This is a genomic window from Paenibacillus apis (assembly GCF_018333295.1).
Taxonomy (GTDB): Bacteria; Bacillota; Bacilli; order Paenibacillales; family Paenibacillaceae; genus Fontibacillus; species Fontibacillus antibioticophila.
Genome location: NZ_BORS01000004.1, coordinates 91,676 through 105,707, shown reverse-complemented (window position 1 = coordinate 105,707; position 14,032 = coordinate 91,676). Strand labels below are relative to the sequence as shown.

Annotated in this window: 13 protein-coding genes and 2 pseudogenes; 1 reads left to right on the top strand and 14 read right to left on the bottom strand. The window is 42.3% G+C overall.

Going from position 1 to position 14,032, the window contains the following annotated elements; translation table 11 throughout:
• Positions 1-98 precede the first annotated feature (98 nt).
• The 12 genes and pseudogenes from KI362_RS07225 to KI362_RS07175 all read right to left on the bottom strand — a co-directional run bounded on the left by KI362_RS07225 (position 99) and on the right by KI362_RS07175 (position 9,905).
• Positions 99-719 carry a cyclase family protein gene (locus KI362_RS07225; RefSeq protein ID WP_301626011.1) on the bottom strand — a complete coding sequence of 207 codons (621 nt, stop codon included), beginning with the start codon at positions 717-719 and terminating at the stop codon, positions 99-101.
• Between the two features lie 91 nt (positions 720-810).
• On the bottom strand, positions 811-1,320 hold the full coding sequence (locus KI362_RS07220) for a DinB family protein (RefSeq protein ID WP_301626009.1): 510 nt from the start codon (positions 1,318-1,320) through the stop codon (positions 811-813).
• Between the two features lie 50 nt (positions 1,321-1,370).
• Complete coding sequence (locus tag KI362_RS07215) at positions 1,371-1,940, bottom strand: GNAT family N-acetyltransferase (RefSeq protein WP_301626007.1); 570 nt, start codon at positions 1,938-1,940, stop codon at positions 1,371-1,373.
• Between the two features lie 471 nt (positions 1,941-2,411).
• Positions 2,412-2,981, bottom strand: coding sequence for a histidine phosphatase family protein (locus KI362_RS07210; RefSeq protein ID WP_301626005.1), 570 nt, complete (start codon positions 2,979-2,981; stop codon positions 2,412-2,414).
• Between the two features lie 28 nt (positions 2,982-3,009).
• Positions 3,010-3,198, bottom strand: a pseudogene (locus KI362_RS07205) (DinB family protein); the annotation flags it as partial.
• A gap of 671 nt (positions 3,199-3,869) precedes the next feature.
• The gene (locus KI362_RS25515; protein ID WP_374705635.1) at positions 3,870-4,322 is read right to left on the bottom strand and encodes a DUF2785 domain-containing protein; all 453 of its coding nucleotides are present in this window, start codon (positions 4,320-4,322) and stop codon (positions 3,870-3,872) included.
• A gap of 934 nt (positions 4,323-5,256) precedes the next feature.
• Positions 5,257-5,925 (bottom strand): annotated as a pseudogene (locus tag KI362_RS07200) (cyanophycinase).
• 161 nt (positions 5,926-6,086) lie between these two features.
• On the bottom strand, positions 6,087-6,626 hold the full coding sequence (locus KI362_RS07195) for an AAA family ATPase (RefSeq protein ID WP_301626003.1): 540 nt from the start codon (positions 6,624-6,626) through the stop codon (positions 6,087-6,089).
• Between the two features lie 38 nt (positions 6,627-6,664).
• Positions 6,665-7,135: an NUDIX domain-containing protein gene (locus KI362_RS07190; RefSeq protein WP_301626405.1), complete on the bottom strand. Its 471-nt coding sequence runs from the start codon at positions 7,133-7,135 to the stop codon at positions 6,665-6,667.
• A gap of 71 nt (positions 7,136-7,206) precedes the next feature.
• On the bottom strand, positions 7,207-7,428 hold the full coding sequence (locus KI362_RS07185) for a DUF3221 domain-containing protein (protein ID WP_301626001.1): 222 nt from the start codon (positions 7,426-7,428) through the stop codon (positions 7,207-7,209).
• 243 nt (positions 7,429-7,671) lie between these two features.
• Complete coding sequence (locus KI362_RS07180) at positions 7,672-9,237, bottom strand: PA2928 family protein (protein WP_301625999.1); 1,566 nt, start codon at positions 9,235-9,237, stop codon at positions 7,672-7,674.
• Between the two features lie 44 nt (positions 9,238-9,281).
• The gene (locus KI362_RS07175; protein ID WP_301625997.1) at positions 9,282-9,905 is read right to left on the bottom strand and encodes a hypothetical protein; all 624 of its coding nucleotides are present in this window, start codon (positions 9,903-9,905) and stop codon (positions 9,282-9,284) included.
• Positions 9,906-10,400: 495 nt separating this feature from the next.
• Between KI362_RS07175 and KI362_RS07170 the strand changes: the two genes are divergently transcribed.
• On the top strand, positions 10,401-12,560 hold the full coding sequence (locus KI362_RS07170) for an alpha-amylase family glycosyl hydrolase (RefSeq protein ID WP_374705629.1): 2,160 nt from the start codon (positions 10,401-10,403) through the stop codon (positions 12,558-12,560).
• Between the two features lie 92 nt (positions 12,561-12,652).
• Here the strand turns inward: KI362_RS07170 and KI362_RS07165 are convergent, their stop codons facing one another.
• A complete protein-coding gene (locus tag KI362_RS07165) occupies positions 12,653-13,312 on the bottom strand; it encodes a GntR family transcriptional regulator (protein WP_301625995.1) in 660 nt (219 codons plus the stop codon).
• Positions 13,305-14,012, bottom strand: a complete 708-nt coding sequence (locus tag KI362_RS07160; protein ID WP_301625993.1) for a hypothetical protein — start codon at positions 14,010-14,012, stop codon at positions 13,305-13,307. The genes KI362_RS07165 and KI362_RS07160 overlap by 8 nt, the downstream gene beginning before the upstream one ends.
• Between the last annotated feature and the right edge of the window lie 20 nt (positions 14,013-14,032).

The window sequence follows — 14,032 nt, the reverse complement described above, 5'->3', positions numbered from 1 at the left end:
ACTCTTAATTGTTTCTTCCCCCGTTATTATTCATATATTGGATCAGCATGGAAGCATGTAATTTAAATAGAGAGGGGGCGACCAGCCTCCTCTCATCTTTATTCCTCAACCCGTGCAATAATCCGAGCAATCGATGAATCTGCATGTATAAATAAAGGCAGCGCAATGATTTCAAAAGACTTTGCACTTAGCAAACGATCCAGATTCGTTAGGTTCTCAGCTATAAGCACCTGATTTTCAAACAGATATTTGTGAATTTCAAAGGGATGCTTGTCTGGTGAGGGGGTATCCATTCCGATCAGCTTGATCTTCTTGCGGACCAATAACTCAGCAAACGCCTTGGTCAGAGTCGGATGTTCTGAAAAGTAGTTATCTTCACCAAAATAGCTGCTATGCCCGGTGTAAAGAATTAGAATCGTTCCCTCCTGGATGAAGTCCTCATACTCCTCTTTATAATCAATTTGGGACATTCCAGCAGCATGGATCAAGGTGCCTTTTCCTATAAATGTGTCCAACGGGAAATCACTTATGTACCGGTCCGAAGGGATTAAATGCATCGGTCCATCGATATGAGTGCCTGTATGCATATTGACTGTTAATTGGTGATTACAATAGCCGTCCTTCGCCAATTCATTGGTTTGCACCAATTCCATCTCACTATCACCCGGATACACAGGGAGACGATTTCGCATGATATGAGTTAGATCGATCCATTTCATAATTATCCCTCCAATTCATTAAGGTGGACTTTCCAGAGCCGGGAATTCCCTCAACAAATATCAATCTTTTCATGTCATCCCTCTCCTCGAATCAGTCATATTGCCATTCTAATCGTCCTTTTCTAATCTTGGCGGCATAGATGATTTGCCCTGTATGGTAATGAATTTCTCTAACCATTGCGATCATAAGGTTCAGTGCGGTTGTCTCATTATCCACTTGGCTATAAGTCAGAGGGGGACGATTTATGAACGGCTGGGACAATAATAGCTCTGGATGAGCTTGGAGATGCTCAAGATACTGAATGATGATATCGAAGGCTTCTGCTGCCATTCGATAAGCTTCTTCATGTGATAATTGAAGTCCAGGTTCAAACTCCTTATCTCGTTCTCGAGTGTCCGGGATATCAAAATAGATCGTCTCAATTCTTGAATGAACACAGCCTCGAATATGGCTCACTAAATTTGCAATACTGTTGCTTTCCGGAGTGTGCGACCAAGTGATATCCTCCTCCGACAATTGGGCTAGGGCCTGCAGGGTCCATTTCCGTTCTGACTTAAACTTCACTAAAATGCTCTGAATGACTTCAGAAGCTATGTCCATATGCTTATCACTCCCGATGTATTATTTAGCAAGCTGCATGAAAAGACTTTTTAGGGCTTATAATCTTCCTTCAGCTGCGCGTATAATTCTAAATCGACAATGCCCTTTCCCGTCCATACGCTGGCTTGTCTCAGAGTTCCTTCTTTCAGGAACCCATTCTTGAGCAGTACACGCTTTGAATTTTCATTAGCCGGCATGACTTCTGCTTGGATTCGATTTAGGTTGACTTGTTCAAATAAAAAACGGGTTAGAAGCTGGACCGCCTCTGTAGCAAAGCCTTGACCCCAATAATTCTCATCAAAATAATACCCGATGGTAACCATATTGACTTTAGAGTTAAAATCAAATGCCTCAATGATCCCCACCAGCTTGCCGGACGATCCTGGAATAAGGACCCCCCATTTGATTCTGGACCGTTTATTATAATCGCGTTCAAAATGTCCGATCATATTTTTTACTGTCTCGATATTATGTTTGGGAAGAATCCCGCAATATTCAAATACACGGTCATTATTATAAATCGAAAATACATCATCCAGATGACTTACTTCTATCTTCTTCAAGCTAAGCCTGTTACCCTCAATGATAGGAAAGTCTTCGTAAAGAACATCAAGATTCATAGGACACCCCTCTCTGATTGAACCAAGTTTTCTATATGCTCCACTATTTGATTATTGTTCCTTAGCAGCACTCTCTTCTCGGCATATTGTTCTGTTATTTTCATGATAACCTTCAGATTCTCTTGATCAAAGGCTCTGTTCCATACAAATAGCATTTGGTATAAGTTTTTAAGGGTTTGCTTGTAATTCGACGACTCCATACCCAGGCGGGTTCGAATAAATCTTTTAACGACTCTAAAGTCTCTTTGATATTTATTTGGGCAAATGATACATATGACATCTGCTTCTCTGAAGCTGTCCTGTCCCCACTTATGATGAACTCCTTCAATGATCCAGGACTCCCTATGCACAATTTCATTTAGCTTGGAGTCCCTGACCTCTTGGGGATATCTCACGTTAGGCTTGCTTCTGTCCCACACAAAATTTATGTGGCATTCCTCCCTGAACCCGCATTGAATCGTCTATCGATACTCATCCCCATAACTTCACTACTTCAATTAATTCGAAGTCTTCAAAGTGCAGTTTGTATATATCAGGTTTATTTAATTGTTCTAGAAAAGGAAACCCATAGCTGGAATCAAAATAACTCAACATTAGCGTCATTACCAGACCATGTGTTCCAATTGCAATTTTTCTTCCGGTATGCTCTTGTACAATCGACTTAAGCACTGCAATGGCTCTCCTTTGGCATTCAGCATTAGACTCACCACCATACAGAGCATATTCCGAGTCATTGAAATTCTCTCTGATATTGGACATTAATTTGCCTCTATCAATCACATCATCTTCTGCGGCAAAGTCACGCTCACGAAGATCTTCAAACGTTGCAACTTCTAAATGAAAGTGTTGGGCTGTCCCCTCTACAGTCCGTACGGCTCGTGTATAAGGACTAGAGATAACAACGTCTACCCCCTCATCAATAAGCACTTGTGTTACTTTTTCAACATCCGATTTTCCTTTTTCAGTCAGCCCTCTTGTTCTCTCATTGCCTTCATCATACGGTGATTCAGCATGCCTAACCATATAAATGATCGTCATCAAGTTTGCTCCTTATCATGTGATATCCATTTCATTTTACTTTCAGTCTGTTTCTGATCAGTCTGATTTGACCTCTATGATTGAGTTCATCCTCAAAAACATGGAACCACATGAAATAGTAATTTGCCTTTTTCTCATACCAAAAATCCTCTTCCGTATCCAACCAATCATCATTAACAGACTTGAAAAATTCGAGTGTTCGATTTCTTACTTGATCCACATTCATCATTCTCGTATCTAGGCACTAGACGTCCAAAAACAATGAAATGCTCATTTGAACTGCTATAATCGTTCATATTATCTTGATTCATTTGAATGATCATTATCAAACCTCATTTGGGATAAAATAATATGGACAGTACTACTGTTACCAATTGTATAAATAACCCTAAGAATAAATTAAATATACCGTTAATTTTACTAAATTTCAGGAGATAGATCAGAATTGGAATGCTGTTTATAACATAAATGGCAGGTAAATATACAATGCGTTCAAGCCCTGTGTAAGGGAATTTAAGAATCAAAATCGTCATTGTAAGTATTGAAGGTGCCATTGCCAATAAATACTTTTCAGAAAGATTTTCCAACCAGAAATTACGAATTCTAATTTTGGGTGCTCCCCAAAAATCAGCGTTACAATCCATACAAACATGATGATAAGGAATGAGTAAAGGAAGTAGTGCGATTATTGCCCCGTAATCAACTTCACCCGTAAAAAAGTAAAAATTAAGAAAAATGTAGATTGATAGCAATAGCCTTGTAAGAAGTGAGCTTCTCTGGATGACATTCGTATTCTGACATTTTGAACAGCTGCCCATTGTTCCACCTCGTACTACATCTCAAAGTAAATGATCTAACTTGTGATTTTCTCAGTCCATACATCTGACTAAACTACATTTCTGAAAGAACATGGATTAGATCTTCGGTAAGGTCCTTGTGCGAATCTGTATCCTGAGACATAAGTTTAAAACAAATACTTCTAAGTAGATTTTTAGTGTTGGTTCGTAGGATATCATCTTTAGGATAACTGTTACTATATGTAGTTCCACTGAATTGCTTGATCCAATCGGATATTATATGTTTGCTTAGAAGACCTCTCTCGACAATTCGAAATACTACTTCTGCCACTCTATCATCCTCACCGTTAATGAACGTGTAGGAATTGATACAGGACTTTCTTTTAACCAAACTTAATATTTCAATACATTGATCTGAAGAACAGTAAGTAGAAGCATCCTGTTCATGGATAAAATAATCACACACTCTGGAGTACACATCATCATATTGTTCATTTGATAAAAAGGGTTCTGTCGCATGATACTCTAAGGCCAGAGGTATAAGCAGGATAGAAAATCAGTGCTCAGCTTCTTACCAAGTATCCGTGACTGAAAGTACTGTAGATTAGTTCATCCCACAGTTCACTATCTATTGCTCCGATATTATTTATCATCGCCAAGGTCAAATCTTCGACGGTAAGATCATTTGGAATAGTGTGGTTGTGTCTCTAACCTGCTGCAGAATCTGCTTAAGATTGCTCATAATTCTCTCCTTTTAGAACGCTGTTCTTCCTTTTATGAATAATTCCATGGGCAATAAGAAAAAAGATAAGACTATAGATCAGGCTGTACGAAAATGCAAACAACCTTATTCCAAAATCCCACGAAAAAATAATAAAACCATTACCATAACTTGTCTGTGTATCATGAAAAGCGAAGAAGACAAATCCAAGCCCAATAAGCACTTGCCCTATTATCCAAATTACAAAAAAGCTCACTCTCTTTTCCCCTCTGGAAAAAACACTATATTCAACATACCAATGACATAATAACCAATAATCCATGTCAATATAGACTCAAATGAAAGTACGTCGGACCTTTCAGACTCAATTACATACTGATCTAAATAGTGAATGGTATAGACTATTAAAAGTGGGATAAGCATATACACACTCATAAATAAAAGAAACCTAGGGAAATATCTCAGTGAAATTCCTCCTTGTACTACATCAGAAACCTCTAACAGTCCTTAATTATACTAATTCCATTCATCTGCCATAATTCCCTTTGCTTACTTCCGTTAATTTATGATAAATAAAAAAAAGTGGCAGGATCTGCGACGAATGGCGAAGTAGTATAGCGTGCTTAGCATGGAACATGATGAATATATTCTATTTATTGATGTAGAGAGAAAAAATAGATCCTCAGGGAGAATATACCATGTCTATAGTCCTGCTACAATATGTTCTAATCTAAGTACAGGTCACAGCCACTAACTCTAACTAAAACGTCTCAGCCAATTTCTGAATCTTTGAGTGGGAAATTAAATATACGTTACCCATTATATCTATTTTGCCGTCCTTTACACGCATAGCGCTCTCCTGTTCTGCCGCATAAACATCCATCTCCTCAGACAAGGGGAACAGGTAGCCTTGAACCAGCGCAGCATAGTCGAGTCTAGAATGAGATTCGTAGGCAAACCGATCAAAGCCTATACCATTATAAATCGTACTCGTGTCAACTTTATGGCCACCGTTTTTCGAGCATAACCATTTTGCAGACATGTTTATCGCACCAGCGCTGGCACCCATTGTAAAGGCATTGCTGTTCTTAATCGCATCCGATAATTCATATTCCACCAAAAAATCATTCTACAAAACAGGATATCCGCCGCATAAAAAAATGACAGAAGCGTTTCGAATGAATCGCTGGGCATCTTCCTTCTGCATGCGGTAATCAATAAAATGATATTCATCAAAAATAATGTTAGCCTGATCAAACCATGCCCTTTCATAAATATCATCAATGTTAACTTGCTCATCTTTATAACCAGACGGTTGCCCGCTAATCATAACAAGCGATTTTCTGTCTGTTATATCCTCATGCAACCATTTGACCAGCTTCTCTGGGAAAAAATCATTAAACCAACTGAGATAGTAGTGAGTTTTCAAAACTTAATTACCCCCATATGTACTATTTACATTCATCCAATTCTTAACGATAAAACATATTCTATAATACCTAACGTGGGACTGACGTATGAGAAATAAGTTTCAACATCATTTTCAATTACCTATTAAGGAACTTACGTAGGTCTACAACTTTATTTTCTTTACACTAAGAGCTCTTTCAAATAGTCCAGCTTCTCCTCAACCTCTATATCTCCTTCTAATCTCACGACCTTACATGGCAATGCCTCCAACCATTCCTCATGCAATGCCCTGCTTCTCATCTCTCTTCCCGCTTCATCATATTGGGATGCCCATGCTATGAATTTCTGATATGACTCATATCGCTTTCCACCAAAGTCAATATCCTCTCCATATCTTGATATTTCTCGATCCCTCAGTCTTTTCATTCGGATGTCCTTAGGAATCCATACATAGATCACCAGATCAAAATACGGAATAAATAAGTCCCCCCATCCACATAAGGATCCCGATAAAACCCATTTTGGATGGCTTTGGAGATCCGCCGTAAGTAATTTAATTCTTTCCTCAATTGGTCGTGCTTCTGTAAATGGTTCTTCGGTTTGTAACCAGTAATAATCATCTGTATCGAAGTGCTTATAGCCAAACTCCTTTGATATTGCTTTGGCAAGCGTACTCGTACCCGAACCAGATGCCCCAACAATATGGATTTGATTTAACACGTCATTACATCCCTCCTACTTGTATGTTCTTTCTCGAATTACACTCTACTTCCATCATCAAAAGTGCTTAAAAAATGGGACCCTTGGACTTTATTCTCTAAGTAATTCATTATTAATGTTCTGACTGGATGAGGTTGGAGATTGTGTTTCTCCATGTCCTTAATGTGGATCCAGTAAAACTCCAAATGATCTTCTTTTGAGCTTGGGTTTCTTTTGTGATTAATATCCTGAATCTTCACCGTGAATACATGATTAATTTCTTGATGATAGGTATCAAGATCCTCAAACTCAGCTTCCACAGCTCCTAAATATCCGCTAACCTCACATGATAATCCTAATTCTTCCCCGATCTCTCGGCTCAAGGTATCCTTTAACCCTTCATTAAATTCAACATGACCGCCAGGCAAGAATGTATTATCCATTCCGATACAATGCGCTACAAAAATATACTCAGAGGAGATCATTACACCTCTTGCAAGAACATGATATTTCTTATTTGGATGATCCATATACTTCACTCGATTTTCCTCCTATGTTTGTGAACCCGTCAAAAGGCAGGATTAATAGTGCCACTTCATAATTATTCATTGATTATCTTTATTTCTTTAGCATCTGCTTGTGATGGATATGAATCATTAATTCCGCCTTTTATCCGGTAATAAATTCTTTGGCCTGGCTTTAAATCTTTTGTTTTAGTTCTTAGCCAGATTGCTTCTCCAACGTAATCATTCATGATTTCTTTCCAAGTCTTATTCAAATATTTTTGTTCAACAATTAAGATACGACCTTCTGCTACCTCCAAAATATAACCTGCGCCTTCATATCCTGCTTAAGAATTTACTTCGCATTTGTTACTTGCAAAACAACCCAGCCCTTGATAACTCTTATCTCAGGCTGGATCAATGGTTGCTGAGCTTCTTCCACAATTATACATCCAATAACCGAAAGGGCGATAGCCCTGATGCGCAGAAGCGGCGTCATCTGAGTCTTTCGTTATAAAAAACGCTCTACAGTATGGAAGAAATCCATCTGCAGAGCGTTTTGATTAAGAGGGGGAGCGTTCGTAGCTTCGCTCATATTTTAGATTAAAGCCAGTTAAGTGACCGTCGGATAGCGAAATTTTTAGAATGTCTGTAATCTCCATTGAACGGGACATCCCCATAATGACCAGGGAACCGTCCAGCACTTTATGCGTTCCTAGGGACTGCATACTCGTATCCATCGTCCAGAGCAGCTTCCCATTCACGGTATCTACAGCACTTAAAAGCAGATGGGCATCGGGTAGGGTGGAATCCTGATGAGCTACCACAAAGGTACCCTCCTGGCCTGTTGATAGAGGTGCTAGTTCGGTAACATAGCCTCCGCGATTCTTTAATTTGTTAAACAGATCATTATATTTCTGTTCTTGGTCTCTATAAGCTTCTCTAGCTTTATCGTATTTGTCTCGATCCTTGTAAAAAGCATCCCTGTCTCTGTATTGATCCGGATCAGGGGCTGCAGGTTCTTTAACCAGGCTTTTGAATTCCGGCGGGCTGGTGAATGCATAGGGATTGCTTGCATCTGATTCAAGATCGGCTAAGAAGCCTCCATGAATGAAGAATTGATCAACAATAGGCTTAAGGTCTTCTGTCGTTAGCTTGCCCATCTGATGAAGACTTCCGATGTAGAGCTGCCTCCGTTCGCTGGAGAAGCTCGACGATTCAAGCTCCTGAACGCTCAATGCTTGCACCTCTTCTTGCCCCAAGAAGGTGATGTAACGCCCGTCTTCCCGGCCCGACTTAGCTAATAGCACAAGACCGTTGTTCCCGGGATCGAAAAGAGAATGACCGGCATGCTGATCAAGATAATTATTCGCTTCTACGTTCTGCACAGCCTTGCCTGTAAATTTGGTGAGATCGAGCTCATAGAGCTGCCCGTCCGCCCCTTTGAAACGAAGAAGCTGTCCATGATCTTCCCAGATATACCAATCCTGATTAGGAGCGAACTGCCCATCAAGTGCAGGGCTGTTCTTGATAAAGGTCTTCTGGTCTGCGATAACGTCACCACTTGATTTATCGACGATTGAAATGCCTTTTCCGTTAAAAACAATGATGTTCGCTTCCGTCTCCCCGAGTATAGTTTTGGTTTCACTCCCATCAGGGAGCTTGATCTTCCATAATGTTTGTCCTCGCTTCATATCTACAGCCTGCAAATAGGAATGGGTTGTTCCTGAGGTAATGCCATATTCCTGTGAAGTAGCTGTAAACTTCTTTACGACCGTAACGGCCACCTGATGGTTGTCCTGTTCATACACAATGATCTGGTTGTTCGCTCTTGCACTGCTGGCGTCCCCCAAAACAATGCTGAGAATAACGAATATGAGTAAAGGAATAATCAGAAGGCCAAAAGCTCCTCCAAAGGTAAAATAGAGGGTCTTCCAAGGACGAGGTGAATTTCGTCGCTCCGTCACATCGCGGTTTTCACTTCGTTTGGCTGAACGAATAAAGTTACCTACCGCGAAGCAAGCCGCAAAGGCGAACAAAGCATAAATAATCGTAAGAAAAATATTATGCCATAAGGCATCGTTGTAACGAAAAGCGTCAATCATTTTCTCCCAAAAACTGAGCTGCAATAGACCATCTCCTGTTCTCCAAAAAATAACGAAAAATGATCAAATTATAAAAGCGCGGCAACTGTTTCTGATGAACCTTTACTAGTACTCGATAATGCTTTCGCTAATAAATCCTTGTCATAACCATGAAGCATGAATGCATTCAAAATAGCATCTACCCGATCTTGTCTCTTCCTTCTGATATTCGATTCCAATTGAATCTCCAACGGCACGACCGGAACGAGATGGTTTTCAAATTCAACATGCTTTATTAGTTCCCAAATATATCTGCCGCCCTCCCAAATGCCTTCACCTGAATCTGAATCAGGTATTCCGGCAGAATTGGAGATGTGTACGACTTCCACATCAAAATCTTGAATCTTCCACTTGCCTTTCGTCCATGTAAAACCTGAAGAAAAGGATTGAGTAAAGTAGGGTTCTTCATCAGAAGAACGCCAATCCGAATCAAAATAGGATCGTTCAGACTTTTTCTTTAAATTGTATTGAGCCAGCAGTCCTGCTAGTTGCTTCACAGCTTCAATATCTTTAACATAGATATCCAAGTCATTTGGGCTCATGCTGGCATGTTGCAATACCGAGCCAACGGATCCGACTACAATCCACTTGGTTGATAATTTTGATGCTGTATAAAGATCGCAAAATGCTTTAAGGGCTTGACTCCAGGACATTGTTATCTCCTATTCTTCTTTAATATTCAAGAGAACATCAGTGATTGCAGGTGCTTCAAATCGGAATCACTAATCATAGCTCTATCCTCCTTTTTAGATATGCTTATCATGGTCCAGACATTTAGAGGCAGCATCAAAAGTTGTTACCACACAGGGAAATTATAGCAGTTCCTCTCTATTCATGTATCCGACCAAAGCGCTAAACCAATAAACTTCTAATCATCATCTATTCTTTTAAAATATGTTATCATTTGACAGATATGGGATTGTAATTTAAAATGAAAGCGTATCCTTGACGTGCGTCTTATAACTATATGCCGAGGGTATCCATTTATAATTTGAGGGCACTGCTTCCCTGATCATGAGCTGACTCAGGAACAACCCCGTAATCTTCCACCCGAAGATTGCGGGGTTATTTGTATGGGCAGCAGGAAAGGAGGTTGTCTAGCTTCACCCGCAAGACAGTACAAAAAAACTTGAAAGGCGGCTTGATCAATGAGATGGATGATTAAAAAATCAATGATTGCAGTGATTGCTTCCACCTTTCTATTCACTTCATGGCTTAATCCGTTCATGGCCATTCCTTCGGCAAGCGCAGCACCTGACACCTCGGTTCTCAACAAACAGGGCTTCTCCACTGATGTTATCTATCAGATTGTAACTGACCGTTTTGCAGACGGGGATACTTCCAATAACCCAACCGGAGGAGCTTACTCCCCAGGGTGTACAAGCCTCAAGCTATACTGTGGCGGAGACTGGCAAGGAATTATTGATAAAATCAACGATGGTTACTTTGCAGGAATGGGCGTAAGCGCGTTGTGGATTTCCCAGCCTGTAGAGAACATCTATAGCATCATCAACTACTCGGGCGAAAACAGCACCGCCTATCACGGTTATTGGGCACGGGATTTCAAGCGAACCAATCCGGCGTTCGGAAGCATGAGCGACTTCCAGAATCTGATTAACACGGCTCATGCCAATAACATCAAAATTATTATTGATTTTGCTCCAAATCATACCTCACCGGCCTCCGAGACACAACCATCCTTCGCAGAAAATGGCAAGCTTTACGATAATGGCAATCTGATTGCCGGTTATACCGGTGATACAAACGGTATCTTCCATCATAATCTGGGAACTGATTTCTCCTCATTGGAGGACGGCATCTATCGGAATCTATATGATCTGGCCGATATCAATCATCACAATAACAGAACAGACGCTTACTTCAAAGAGGCCATCAAGCTCTGGCTCGATATGGGCATCGACGGTATCCGGGTAGATGCGGTCAAGCATATGCCGCCAGGCTGGCAGAAGAACTGGATGTCATATATCTCCAACTATGAGCCGGTATTTACCTTCGGCGAATGGTTCCTTGGCGTAGGCGAATATGACCCAAACAATATTGACTTCGCCAATGAATCCGGTATGAGTCTGCTCGATTTCCGCTTCGGACAAAAGGTACGCCAAGTGTTCCGCGATAATAGCGACAATATGTACGGACTGAACAACATGCTGGTCGAAACCGAAGGCGATTACACGCATATCCAGGATCAGGTTACTTTCATTGACAACCATGACATGGATCGCTTTAAGCTTGGAAATAACAATCGCCGCTTAGAGCAAGCACTGGCCTTCACGCTTACCTCGCGCGGCGTACCGGCTATCTATTACGGTACAGAGCAATATATGTCCGGCAATGGCGATCCGGCGAACCGCTCCTTCATGACCGGCTTCTCGACAGATACCACCGCTTATCAAGTCATCGGCAAGCTGGCCCCGCTTCGCAAGTCCAATCCGGCCATCGCCTATGGCAGCACGCAAGAGCGCTGGATCAATAACGACGTCTATATTTATGAGCGTAAATTCGGCAGCAGCACAGCCCTGATTGCCATTAACCGCAGTGAGACGGCATCAGCATCCATAACCGGTCTGCTAACCTCGCTTCCCGCTGGCACCTATGTAGATGAACTGGGTGGATTGCTAAATGGTAACAGCATAACCGTTAATTCTGCAGGTGCCGTAACTGCATTCACCTTGCCTGCGGGAGCTGCTGCCGTATGGCAATTTGCGGCTAACGAGACAGCTCCGATCATCGGCAATATCGGACCGGATTTGGGCAAAGCCGGTACGACACTGACAATTGACGGACGCGGTTTTGGGAATACCAAAGGTACAGTCTACTTCGGCACTACAGCGGTCACCGGCAGCCAGATCACAGGATGGGAGGATTCCCAGATTCAAGTGATTGTTCCTTCGGCTACTGCTGGCGAGCAGAGTATCAAGGTGCGCACGGCAAGCTCCGTGGACAGCAACAGCTATAATAGCTTCAACCTGCTGACAGGTGATCAGGTATCAGTCCGCTTCGTCGTGAATAACGCCACCACCGCTTTCGGTGAGAATGTTTACTTAACCGGCAATACTACTGAGCTAGGCAACTGGGACCCGGACAAAGCGATCGGTCCGTTCTTCAATCAGATCATTGCCGCTTATCCGTCCTGGTACTATGATGTAAGCGTGCCCGCCGGAACAGAGCTGCAATTCAAATTTATCAAGAAAAATGGCACCGTCGTCACTTGGGAAGGTGGGTCTAATCATACCTACACCGCCCCGGCAAGCGGCGTCGGTACGATGGTGGTCGACTGGCAGCCATAGTTGTCAAGCGTAATCAAAAAACCGCAGTCATCCCATAGCGGGGTGTCTGCGGTTTTATTCATGTAGCATCATCATTATCTATTAAATATCTATTAGAAAAATTGCGGGTACTGCTTGGACATGCTATTCACTTGCTCCAGCAGGCTGCCCGAGTGCTCCTTCACCGCTTGGCGCAAGGCCTCGGCATCACGACGCCGAATGGCGGCCACCATGTTCTCATGTTGAGAAATATGAGATTGCCGCGCACCCTCCATTTTGCCATGCAGCAGACAAATCCGGTTATAGTGGGAGGCCACCTCCTCGATGGTATACCAGGCAAGCGATACCCCCGCTGTCTCGAAGATCAACTGATGGAAGCGATTATCCTTATGGTAAAACTCGATAAAATGCTTTTTGTCCATATACTTCTTCTGTTTGTTAATCAGTTCCTGCATCGTGTCCGCAACCAGTTCGCTGCATTTACGAATGAAATCATCCACCACCGCGGCTTCCAGCGAAGTCCGGATGAACCATTCCTCACGTACCCGCTGCAGGTCAATCTTGGACACCACCGTTTTGCGTTGCGGATAGATTTCCACCAACCCGGACTGCTGCAAGCGCACAACCGCTTCTCGAACTGGCGTTCGGCTGACGCCATAACGTTCGGACAGCTTCTGAACACTTACGTCCATCCCTGGCTCGAGCGCCATGTTCATGATGTCTTCTTTGATTTTATTGTAAGTTACATCGTTTAATGAGCTGCTGTTATTCATGATCTTCAACGGCTTCCCTACACCTTCCTGAACCCACTCCTAGAACGTCACGATAAATGCTCTCTGCGCCGGAGGAATCGTAACTGAAATACAACAGAAAATCCAGAATAAACGGGGAATAGTCTAGTCTATTCAGTTCCCGAGTAAACGACATGGCGGCGATTTCACTAAGCGCGCGTACCTTCGAGCAGTTCTGCAAACCAAGAAAATGCCACAGGACTATTTTTTCGGTCCGCGTATACATTTCCGATTCATACCGATCCTCTACAGCATGAAATATTTCATGCCCCAAGATAGTATTCATTATATCATCTTGCCGGAATAGTTCAACCAAACCCGGGGCCTCCTGCGATACCAATAACGCCGCCCTGCGTATGGGTTCATCCATAATGGCGATGTGGTCCGGCGGCGTATAGCAGGCGAACAGAATCCGATTGCCTGTGATGGAAGAGGGCTCAAACTGAACCTTGATCTTCATCTTCTCGGCAAGCATGCGTGCATCCTTACAGCCGTAATGAGCGATCATGCGCTTAGCATAATTTTTACCGCAGCAAATGGCTTCGTCCGTCATCTTCGCCATTTGCTCCGGGCGTATTCGGCGCTTCAGTACATCTCTGGAGAAGGCATACGCTCCCCAGGCTTGGTCGTCCACCTGCAACAGCGTCCCGATCATATCCTCCAACTGGTTCGGATTCCGCATAAACCCTCCATTTCTCAAAC

Coding starts and splice junctions, on each gene's coding strand:
- KI362_RS07225 (WP_301626011.1), bottom strand. CDS start 719: ATGAAATGGATCGATCTAACTCATATCATGCGAAATCGTCTCCCTGTG.
- KI362_RS07220 (WP_301626009.1), bottom strand. CDS start 1,320: ATGGACATAGCTTCTGAAGTCATTCAGAGCATTTTAGTGAAGTTTAAG.
- KI362_RS07215 (WP_301626007.1), bottom strand. CDS start 1,940: ATGAATCTTGATGTTCTTTACGAAGACTTTCCTATCATTGAGGGTAAC.
- KI362_RS07190 (WP_301626405.1), bottom strand. CDS start 7,135: ATGGATCATCCAAATAAGAAATATCATGTTCTTGCAAGAGGTGTAATG.
- KI362_RS07175 (WP_301625997.1), bottom strand. CDS start 9,905: ATGTCCTGGAGTCAAGCCCTTAAAGCATTTTGCGATCTTTATACAGCA.
- KI362_RS07170 (WP_374705629.1), top strand. CDS start 10,401: ATGAGATGGATGATTAAAAAATCAATGATTGCAGTGATTGCTTCCACC.
- KI362_RS07165 (WP_301625995.1), bottom strand. CDS start 13,312: ATGAATAACAGCAGCTCATTAAACGATGTAACTTACAATAAAATCAAA.
- KI362_RS07160 (WP_301625993.1), bottom strand. CDS start 14,012: ATGCGGAATCCGAACCAGTTGGAGGATATGATCGGGACGCTGTTGCAG.